Consider the following 9903-nt stretch of genomic DNA (forward strand, 5'->3'; position numbering starts at 1 on the left):
CCCCACCGCCCAGCGTCAGGCCCAGCGCGAGAATCCAGGGGCCCCAGGGGGGCGGCTCGGCGGGAGGACGCGCGCGGCCGGGCGACGCGTAGTAGTTCCAGCTCTTCGCCACCAGCGGTCGCGTCTGCCCTTGCGCGTCCTTGAGCTCGAGCGTGGCCACCTGCGTCTCCAACTCGTCCGGGAGGAAGGCCTCCTCCCAGCGGGTGATGGGGTGGTCAATCTCGTCGTTCATCATGAAGTCGAGCAGCACGCTCATCGGCGCGTTCACCGACGTGTAGCGCCGCGTGTGCTCGCGCAGCGTCATCCGCCCGGGAGCCCGGTCCGCCTCGCGGAGCTGCCCACCCGTGGCCCCGTCAATCATGTCCCGCAGACGCGTGACACAGTTGTCGTTGTAGTGGTGATACAGGTACTCGCGGTTCTCCGGCAGGACGTTGTCGGCCAGCCGCTTCGCCACTTGCTGGCGCTGCTCCGGGGTGAGGTTCAGCTCCTGGATGCGGACGTCGCGGTCCTCCGCCTTGTAGAAGCGGTAGGTGCTGTCGACGCGGGCCTGCCCCACCCAGAACTCCAGGCGTCCCATCGCGAAGCGGGCCAGCATCGCCTCGTCGAAGGAGAACATCCCGTAGTTGTAGACGCGCGCCAGTCCGAACCGGCGGTCCTCCACCACCAGCGAGCCATGTCCCCACCAGGAGGGCACGTCGTCGCCGGGGCTGAAGGTGGCCAGCGAGATGACGAGGTCTTCTCCCTGGCTCTCGCCCGTTCCCCAGGGAGGCACGAAGTCCGAGGCCGCGCGCGCGGGGGCCGCGAGCAACAAGCCAAGCAGGCAGAGGGCGATGAGCGACAAGCGGGGCATGGCTTTGTCCAACACGCGGGAGGCGGCCTACCTATCATGCACCCCGCCCGACTCAATCGACAGGATGCCGGATTGTCGGCCAGGGGGCCGTGCGAGGCCCCTACATCAGGCTGCGGGCCCGGCGGGCCTTCGCGTCCACCTGGAGCGAGTCCGCCACCATGCCGCGCTCGCCCAAGAGTTCCTCCTCCAGCGCCGCCATCCGCTTCGCGTCGCGCGGACGCTCGTGGTCATGCCCCAGCAGGTGGAGTAGTCCGTGGGCCAGGTAGCGCGCCATCTCCGACTCCAGCGTGCGGCCGTACTCCTTCGCCTGCCGCTTCGCCGTGTCCAGGGAGATGACCACGTCGCCCAGGGGGCGAGGGCCCGGCGTGCCCCGGGGCTGCTCACCCGCGGGGAAGCTCAGCACGTCCGTTGCCTTGTCCTTGTCCCGCCAGGTGCGGTTGAGACGCCGGATGGCGCGGTCATCCACCAGCGACAGCGACAGCTCGCAGTGGGTGAGTGACAGGCGCTTGAGGTAGTCCCGGGCCCACGTCGTCAGGAGCCGGCCGAACTCCTTGCCCTGCCCGTGCGCGAGCTGCACCGTCACCACGTTCTCCTTCTCCCGGGGTGCCGGCGCCTCCATGTGCGCGCGCTCCGGACGGAAGGCCGGCGCGCAGATGGACCAGTAGTCGCACGCGCCCTTGCCGTCGTTGCGGTACACGACGCGCTTGCCGCGCGGCACCAGGCCCACCTCGCCCTCGGAGATGCGCTCGCGGCGGCCTTCCACCACCAGCGTCAGCTCCCCCTTGAGGACGATGACCATCTCATCGAACTCGGGACGCTGAGCCGGCTCGGACCAACCCGGCGGCGCGAGCATCCGCGCCACGGACGCCGCATCCGTCCCCGTCGTCGCCGCGCCCACGAACTCCTCGATGCGCTTGCCGTCATCCCGGGGGATGACCTTGCCCTTGCGCAGTCTCACGCCGTCACCACCCCTCGCGTCCCACTCACAACGCCCCCGCCGAGCGCGGCTTTTCCTTCGCCTCCACGGCCTTGCCTCCCGCCACCACCAACGGAGGCGCCTTGCCACCTCCCACCGCGCCGGCCGGATAGACGGGACGCGTGTGGTAGATGCCCTCCAGCGTGTGCAGGAAGGACTGCGAGATGAGATTCAGGTCCTTCAGCGTCAGGTCGCACTCGTCGAGCTGCCCCTCGGAGAAGATGAGGTTGATGATCTTCTGCACCTGCGCCTGCAGCTTCGTCGTGGTGGGGTCCGTCATGGACCGCGTCGACGCTTCCACCGCGTCGGCGATCATCACCAGCGCCGCCTCGCGGAACTGAGGCTTCGGTCCCGGATAGCGGTAGATGCTCTCGTCGATGGGCGGCGCGCCTTCCTTGCCCTCCTGCTCCTTCAGGGCCTTGTGGTAGAAATACCCCACCGTGCGCGTGCCGTGGTGCTGCGGAATCGCATCCGCCACCAGCTTGGGGAGGCGGTACTGCCGCGCCATCTCCAGCCCCTCCGTCACGTGGCGCTTGATGATGACGGCGCTCATCGCGGGCGCGAGCGCGTCATGCCGGTTCTCCCCCTTCTGGTTCTCCCCGAAGTAGAGCGGATTCCGACCCTTGCCGATGTCGTGGTAGTACGCGCACGAGCGCGCCAGCAGCGGATTGGCGCTGATGGTCTCCGCCGCGTTCTCCACCAGCGTGCCGATGATGATGGAGTGGTGGTACGTGCCGGGCGCCTGGACGATGAGTTCCTTGAGCGCCGGGTGGTTGAGGTTCGCCAGCTCCAACAGCTTGATGTCGGACGCGTAGCCGAACGTCATCTCGATGAGCGGCGTGAGCGCCATCACCATGACGGGCACCGCCAGTGACGAGCCGATGAACGCGCTCACCGCGGTGATGGCCGTGTCCGCCGACAGCCCCTTGCCCTCGACGAGGAACAGGAAGAGCACCGCCACCGTGTTGGCCGCGCCCGTCACCAGGCCCGCCCGGAAGATGCCCACGCGGTCCTTCGCCTTGACGATGCGGTCCGCCGCCACCAGCGAGCCCACCAGCGTGTAGATGCCGAAGGCCAGCGAGTTGCCCAGCATGACGCCCGCCAGGCACGCGAACACCATGGCGAAGAAGAGCGCCAGCTCCTGCGTGAGGATGAAGCGCACCAGCATCGCTCCGGCCGCCACCGGGAACACGTAGTAGAGCGCTTCGATGGGCAGCGCCGTGTACCGGTCCTGGATGGCGTCCGCGATGGACACCCAGAGCTGCAACAGGGCCAGCGTCCCCACCAGCAGGATGCCCAGGAGCAACCCGTCCTTGCGCGTGGGCCGGAAGCGCCGGAACGCGCTGAGGCAGAAGAAGTACGAGGCGACCACCAGGAGCGCCACCAGCCCCGTGCCACCGAGCTGCACCTGCACCAGGTCCAACCGGTCCGTCTCCGCGCGCATCCCGCGCAGGACGACGAGGTGCCCCTCGTTCACCAGCTCGCCATCACCGATGACGCGCTGCCCCTTCTTGATGGAGATGACCGCGTCCTTCACCGCCTGCGCGGCCTGATGACGTCGCGCGTCCGTCTCCGCGATGTTGATGGTCAGGTTGGGCCGCACCAGCCGCTTGGCCAGCCGCAGCACCGCGCGGCGCTGCACACCGGGCGCGTCCGGCAGGAGGTTGCCTGGAATCGAGGCGAAGCGGTCCAGTTCCTGGTGCGCCTCGCGGATGTCCACCACCTGCGGCGCGCCGTTGGGCAGCGTGTCCTCGCCCTTGTTCACCACGTCCCGGACGGTGAGCCCCTGGGGCGCCTCGCGTGCCAGCTCCTCCCGGGAGCCCGCCACGTGCACCGGTCCCTGTTCGGAGCGGTAGGCCCGCTCCAGGAGCACCAGCGTGGCCGCCTCCACCTCTTCCGAGAAGCCCTTCCCGTAGAGCGCCTGGAAGTCCTCCGCCTCCAGCCCCGCGTCACGCTGGCCGAAGAGCAGCTCCTGGAGTTCCGCCTGCATCGACTCACGAGCCCGGCGCTCGCGCTCCACCTGCTCCGGCGTGGGCGCGGGGTGGCGGCGCGGCTTCTTGCCCTCCTCGGGCTCGGCGTCCGGCTGGGCGTCCGTCAGCTCCGCCAACCGCTCCCGCATCGTCGCGAACGAGGCGCGGACCACGGTGCGCAGATGTCCCACCACGGCGGGGTTCAAGTCATAGACGGGCCTGACGGCGGCCCGGGCGTCCTGGCGCCGCTGGGTCGTCATGGCCCGGTGGACGACCTCGTAGTCCCGCGCGGCCTTGAAGCCCGCCGGAGAGCTGGCCCGGAAGGGCTTGCCGAGGTTCTCCTCCGAGAGCGCGGGGATCTGCTGGCTGTAGAGGCCGGGGGAGATGACGAAGCCGGCGCCCACCGAGACTGTCAACAGGAGGAACACCTGGACCGCACGCCGCCCCCAGACGCCTTTTCCCAACCCGAGGCGTGCTGCGAGCGCGTCCAAGGGACTGGGCGCGGGGGACTGCGGTTCCGGTTCGTCCATGGAGGTCCTCACCCTAGATAGGGGCCGTGGCTCCATCAAGGCCGCAGCGCCCCGGAAAATTCACGGGGGCGGAAATACGAATGCCCGCCCGCCAGGGTACGGGCGGGTGGGCATAGGTAGGCCAGGGCTTTGGACTCAGCCGACAACGGCGTCGGGAGTCGCTTGAGCCGCGGCGGCGCGGGCTGCCTCGCGAGCCAGCTTCGCCTCGCTCTGCGCCAGCTCCGCCTTGTCGTAGGCGCGGATGACCTCCTGCACCAACGGGTGGCGGACGACGTCCACGTCGGAGAACTCCGCGAAGTGGATGCCCTCGATGTTCTTGAGCACCGTCCGGGCGTGATTCAGGCCGGACATCTTCCCCGTGGGAAGGTCCACCTGCGTCACGTCGCCGGTGATGACGGCCTTGCTGTTGTAGCCCAGGCGCGTCAGGAACATCTTCATCTGCTCCACGGTGGTGTTCTGCGCCTCGTCGAGGATGACGAAGGCGTCGTTGAGCGTGCGGCCACGCATGAAGGCCAGCGGGGCCACTTCCACCACGCCCTCCTCCACGAGGGTCGCCGCGCGCTCGGCGGCCATCATGTCGTGCAGCGCGTCGTAGAGCGGACGCAGGTAGGGATTCACCTTCTCCTGCATGTCGCCAGGCAGGAAGCCCAGCTTCTCACCCGCCTCGACGGCCGGACGCGCGAGGATGATGCGCTTGACCTTGCGCTCCTGGAGGAACGCCACCGCCATGGCCATGGCCAGGTACGTCTTGCCCGTGCCGGCGGGGCCCACTCCGAAGACGATGTCGTGGGCGCGGATGGCGTCCACGTAGCGCTTCTGGGCGATGCTCTTTGGAGCAATCTGCCGGTTGCCGGAGCTCTTGAGCACCGGGCCGAGCATGACCTCCTGGAGCGACTCCGCGCCCCGTCCGAGCACCTTGATGCCCTGCTCCACGTCCTCGCGGTACAGGGGGCGGCCCGCGCGAATCATCCCCTCCAGGTTCTCCAGGAGGCGCACGGCGAAGGCCACCGCGTCGGAAGGGCCGGACAGATGGAACTCCGTCCCCCGCTGTCCCACCCGGACACCGAGGCGTCGCTCCATCAGCTTGAGGTTTTCGTTCTGGTTGCCGCACAGCGCCATGGCCGTCTCATTGTCCCGGACATCCACCTTGGCGGAGGTCGTCGAAACGGCTGCGGTCGCTTCCAACGTGGCGGGATTTCGCAATGCGTGTCGTTCCTCGGTCGGTACCGCTGTCTGCAACGTAACGCCGCCCCCCTGCCTTCGAAAGACGACTTTGGGTGACGACTAGCGCAAGGGTGGCAGGAGGACGAACCGCCGAGCGGCCAGCCGCCGGTAGTAGTACTCCTCCCGCCAGGGGTATCTGAGTTCCTCCGCGCTCAACAATCCAGCTTGCACCAAAGCATCCAGTCGCTCCGGCAGCTCACCGCGTTCCAGGCGGAACACTTCCAGCGCGGACTCGATGCGGACGCGTTGGGCATCGGAAACATGACGCTGGGCCGCGGCATCGGCGAACCCGGTGGCCGCGCGCGTGCTCTCTGGATCCGCCAGCGCCACCCGGGACACCACCACGGCCAGCACCGCCAGCACACCCATGGTGGCGACCACGCGACCCACCACGCCCCCCATGCGGGAGAGCAGGCGCTCGTCCCCCGGCGCGGGAGCCCGAGCCCCCTCCGGGTGGATGATGCGCACGTACTCGCCCCGAACCAGGTTGTGCAGGGCCTTGCAGGTCTCGAACTCGCCCAGGCAGCAGACGTCCACCAGCTTGCGCAAATCACGGCCGGGCGCGATTTCGTCGTACACGCGCCGTTCGGTGGTGGCGATGACGCCCAGCTCGCCACCCTCTTCGCCTTCGCGCGGCGGAGGCAGCGCCTTGAGGCGCTCGAACGAGAGGTCATCGCGGTGGATGGACTTCCGGATGACGGGCCACTCGTCCACCATCCGGAAGCCCTCCATGAGCACCGTCTCGGCGCGCAGGGGGCGGATGGCCTCGGCGTCGGGCTCGACGGGCTCCTGGCTGAACTCGTAGGTGCCCGCCTTCCAGGTGAAGAGGCGGGAGAGCGTCTCCGTGGCCTGCAACTGCATCATCGACTGGAAGCGCTCAGCGGTGAGGGCCTGGCTGGAGACGAGCACGTCGCCCAGCCGCTTGAGGGTGCGCCGCTGCGTCTCCAGCGCCGCCTCCAGCTGCGTCTCCGTAATCAGCTCGGCGCGCACCAGCATGGCGCCGATGAGGTCCTTGCGCTTCCGGGTGATGCTCTCGACCTTGATGATGTGGCCGTCCCGGAAGCCGATGCGGACCTCCTGGTCCTTGTTGTCCAGTTGGAGCGAGCCCGTCTTCTGCTGCTGACCGATGAGCTGAAGGATGTCGCCGATGCCGAAGTCCTTGAGCGTGCCTTTCAGGGACATGGTCTCACTCCTCCCCTTGCCGCAACCGGTGCAGGCCGCGCAGGGACAGCACGTAGACGCTCACCAGCAGCAACACCATCGGCACCAGCTTGAGGTACAGCGGCGCGTCTCCATGGGGCGCTCGCACCAGTCCGTGGTGCAGGAGCGTCGCGGCCAGCGCGAAGAGGAAGAGGAACGCATACAGCGCGCCGCGCACCGCCCGTCCCGAGAACACATGCCCGGCGCCCGACAGCAGCACGCCCGCCGCGTACGTCACCCGGCCCGCCCACGCTTGATGACGCTGCACCTGGTCCGCCTTGCGCTGCCGCAACTGCTGCGGCACCAGCCCCCGGCGGGAGAAGACATTCACACACTGGCCGCACTGCTGACTGCCAACGCCCAGCTCGGGGTCACACCGCACGCACACCGGACGGCCGCAGCGCTCGCACACCTTCGCGGCCTTCAGGCGCTGCGTCAGCAGGCCCCAGCCGACCAGCAGCACCGCCACCACGGCCGGCAGCGCCCAGGCCACCGGCCCCGGCTCCACCCCCGGCAACAACCAGCGCTCCAGTTGCGCCTCCACCCGGCGCCCCGCCTCCGCTCCGTCCGCGAGCGACAGCCACTCCGACTCCGGCATCGCCGGCGCCAGCATCAGGAGGTTGAGCAGCAGGCGTTCATCCGGAGGGGGCTCTCGCCGGAGCAGCTCTCCATCCAGCGCCTGCGCCGACGCGGTGGCGGTCGTCACGCGCTCCATCGCCTTGCCGACCTCCGCGTCCGGCAGCGTCTTGGCCCGCCGGCGGTAGATCTGCGCGATGTTGTAGTGGGGCGCCGCCATCTTCGGATCCGCCTGGGACGCCTGCACGTAGAGCTGCGCCGCGCCGTCCTCGTCCCCCAACCCCACCAGCGTGTTGCCGAAGCGGGTCAACAGCCGCGCATCCCCGCTGCGCACCGCCGAGGCCGCCTTGAAGTGCGACCGCGCGTCCTCCAGAAGACCCCGGCGTGACTCGTACTGGCCCAGCGCCGCCAGCTCCGGGAAGGTGGCCGCGCGGGCCTCGTGCCGTGCCTTGACGCGCGCCATGGCGCCCTCGGCGGAGAGGCCGCCGCGCTCCAACAGATAGACGTCCTCGGCGGGCGTTCCAGCGAAGGCCGTCAGCCGGGTGAGCTGTCCCGCGGCCAGCGGCGCCAGACCCAGCCCCGCCAGCAGCACCGTGGACACCACCCGCTCCTGCCGGGTCAGGTAGGGCACCACCACCGCCAGCAATACGAGCAGCCGGGGGACCAGGCCCATCCCCAGCGTCAGCGGCAGGCCGAGCAGCAATACCCCCAGGAGCACGGACTGCCACCGGGCCACCGCACGCGGCAGCAGGTGGTGGAAGTCATGCAGCGCGTAGCGCACCCTCCGCAGGAACAGCAGACCCACCAGCGCCACGGCCGTGGCGGACCACGCCAGCAACAACAGCGCGCCAAGGTCCGCCAGCGCCGGACCCCGGTAGCGCGGGTCCAAGGCCATGGACACGAAGGCCGCGCGCAGCGCTCCCATGTAGCGGCCAGGCTCCGCCGGGGATGCCATCGCGTAGTGCTCCGCCAGCCCGAAGCGCGCGAGCGGCAGCCGGGGAGACAGCTCCACCGCCAGCTCCGCCAACCGGATGGCGCCGCCGAGGTCGCCCGCCCGCCCGCGCACCTCCGCCTCGCGCATGAAACCGACGCTGATGGGCTCCAGGTCCGCCGCGAGCAACTCGCGCTTCAGCGTCACCAGCTCCTGCTGCGCCTTCTCCGCCGTGGCCGTGTCGTTCGTCGCTCGCGCCTGCCGCCACCGGTCCCACACCGCCAGCACCTCTTCGTCCGACACGCGAGGCGTCAGGATGGGGCTGAGCACCGGCCTGGGCACGATGACGACGGGCGCGGGATCGACGGGGGGCGGCGTCACGGAGGGCTTCGAGGGAGCCGGGAGGGCCGAGGCCTTCTCCTTCCCTCCGCGCGGCGCCCTGCGGGGAACGTCGTCCTGCTCGGCCTCGACTTCACCGTCGTCGGCGGGGCCGTCATAAACCGGGTCCGCCGCGTCGAGGGACTCGTCCTGCAGGTCGGGCTCCAGTGGACCGGGGTCCACCTCCTGGAGCCGCGTGGGCGCCTCGAGCTGAGCGGATGCCAACGCCGGAGTCAGGAGCAACAGGCCCCAGAGGATCAGGGAGGAAAGCGGGAGGCGGATCATCCAGGGCTCGGATGATAGGCGAGCCCGGCCGAACCACGAAACGGAACGCCACCTGCCCCGTCCTGTCGCCGCCTTTCCGGATGCGACCCACGGGCCGCGTGTTACAGGGACGCACGTCGCGGGCCTTGCCCCCGCGAGGAGGCGACCGTGAGCGAAGCAGGTACCCCCGGGACGGAGCTGGAGCGTCTGGTGGACATCATGCGGCGGCTGCGCGCCAAGGATGGCTGCCCCTGGGACAGGGAGCAGGATATCCGCTCGCTGCGCCCCTACCTCGTCGAGGAGGCGTTCGAGGTCCTGGACGAGATGGACCGCGTCGGCTCGGGCGGGCCCTGGCACTCCCTGTGCGAGGAGCTGGGTGACCTGCTCTTCCAGATTGTCTTCCACGCGCAGCTCGCCGCCGAGCTGGGCGAATTCACCATGGCCGACGTCAGCAAGGCCATCAGCGACAAGCTCACCCGCCGACACCCCCACGTCTTCGGTGAGCTGAAGGGTGTGAACGGCTCCGAGCAGGTCCTGGCCAACTGGGCCAAGCTCAAGGCCGATGAGCGCAAGCTCAAGACGGGCGACGAGGGCTCCGTCCTGGCCGGGGTTCCCACCGCCGCGCCCGCCCTCCTGCGCGCCGAGCGACTGACGGAGAAGGCCAGCCGCATCGGCTTCGACTGGCCCGACCTCGCTGGCGTGCGCGGCAAGCTGGCCGAGGAGCTGGTGGAGATGGACGAGGCCATCGCCTCCGGAGACCGCGACGCCATTGAACACGAGCTGGGCGACGTCCTCTTCTCCCTGGCCAACCTCGCGCGCTTCGTGAAGACGCCCGCCGAGGATGCCCTGCGCATGGCCAGCCACCGCTTCACCACCCGCTTCCAGCACATCGAGGCCGCCCTGCGCGCCGAGGGGGTCCCCTTCGGCGGCGCCTCCCTGGAGCACATGGAGCGCCACTGGCAGGCGGCCAAGGCGAAGGAGAAGTCCCTCCCGCCCCCCAGGTC

At 69.7% G+C, this 9903-nt stretch carries 7 protein-coding genes; 1 reads left to right on the plus strand and 6 read right to left on the minus strand.

What is annotated here, in order from left to right; translation table 11 throughout:
- The 6 genes from HUW62_RS42540 to HUW62_RS42565 all read right to left on the minus strand — a co-directional run.
- A partial coding sequence (locus tag HUW62_RS42540) for a DUF4105 domain-containing protein (protein ID WP_176437690.1) occupies positions 1-850 on the minus strand: 850 nt, incomplete at its 3' end.
- A 100-nt stretch (positions 851-950) separates the two neighbouring features.
- Positions 951-1808, minus strand: coding sequence for an rRNA maturation RNase YbeY (gene ybeY, locus HUW62_RS42545; protein WP_163869710.1), 858 nt, complete (start codon positions 1806-1808; stop codon positions 951-953).
- Between the two features lie 25 nt (positions 1809-1833).
- Entirely contained in the window at positions 1834-4326 is a 2493-nt protein-coding gene (locus tag HUW62_RS42550; protein WP_176437691.1) for an HD family phosphohydrolase, read from the minus strand.
- Positions 4327-4461: 135 nt separating this feature from the next.
- Positions 4462-5529 carry a PhoH family protein gene (locus HUW62_RS42555; RefSeq protein WP_163869708.1) on the minus strand — a complete coding sequence of 356 codons (1068 nt, stop codon included), beginning with the start codon at positions 5527-5529 and terminating at the stop codon, positions 4462-4464.
- 81 nt (positions 5530-5610) lie between these two features.
- Positions 5611-6732, minus strand: a complete 1122-nt coding sequence (locus HUW62_RS42560; RefSeq protein WP_176437692.1) for a DUF4388 domain-containing protein — start codon at positions 6730-6732, stop codon at positions 5611-5613.
- Between the two features lie 4 nt (positions 6733-6736).
- Positions 6737-8920: a M48 family metallopeptidase gene (locus HUW62_RS42565; protein WP_176437693.1), complete on the minus strand. Its 2184-nt coding sequence runs from the start codon at positions 8918-8920 to the stop codon at positions 6737-6739.
- 198 nt (positions 8921-9118) lie between these two features.
- Between HUW62_RS42565 and mazG the strand changes: the two genes are divergently transcribed.
- On the plus strand, positions 9119-9903 hold a 785-nt coding region (mazG, locus tag HUW62_RS42570; RefSeq protein WP_176437694.1), incomplete at its 3' end, for a nucleoside triphosphate pyrophosphohydrolase.

It is taken from the genome of Myxococcus sp. AM011, from assembly GCF_013372595.1.
GTDB lineage: Bacteria > Myxococcota > Myxococcia > Myxococcales > Myxococcaceae > Myxococcus > Myxococcus eversor.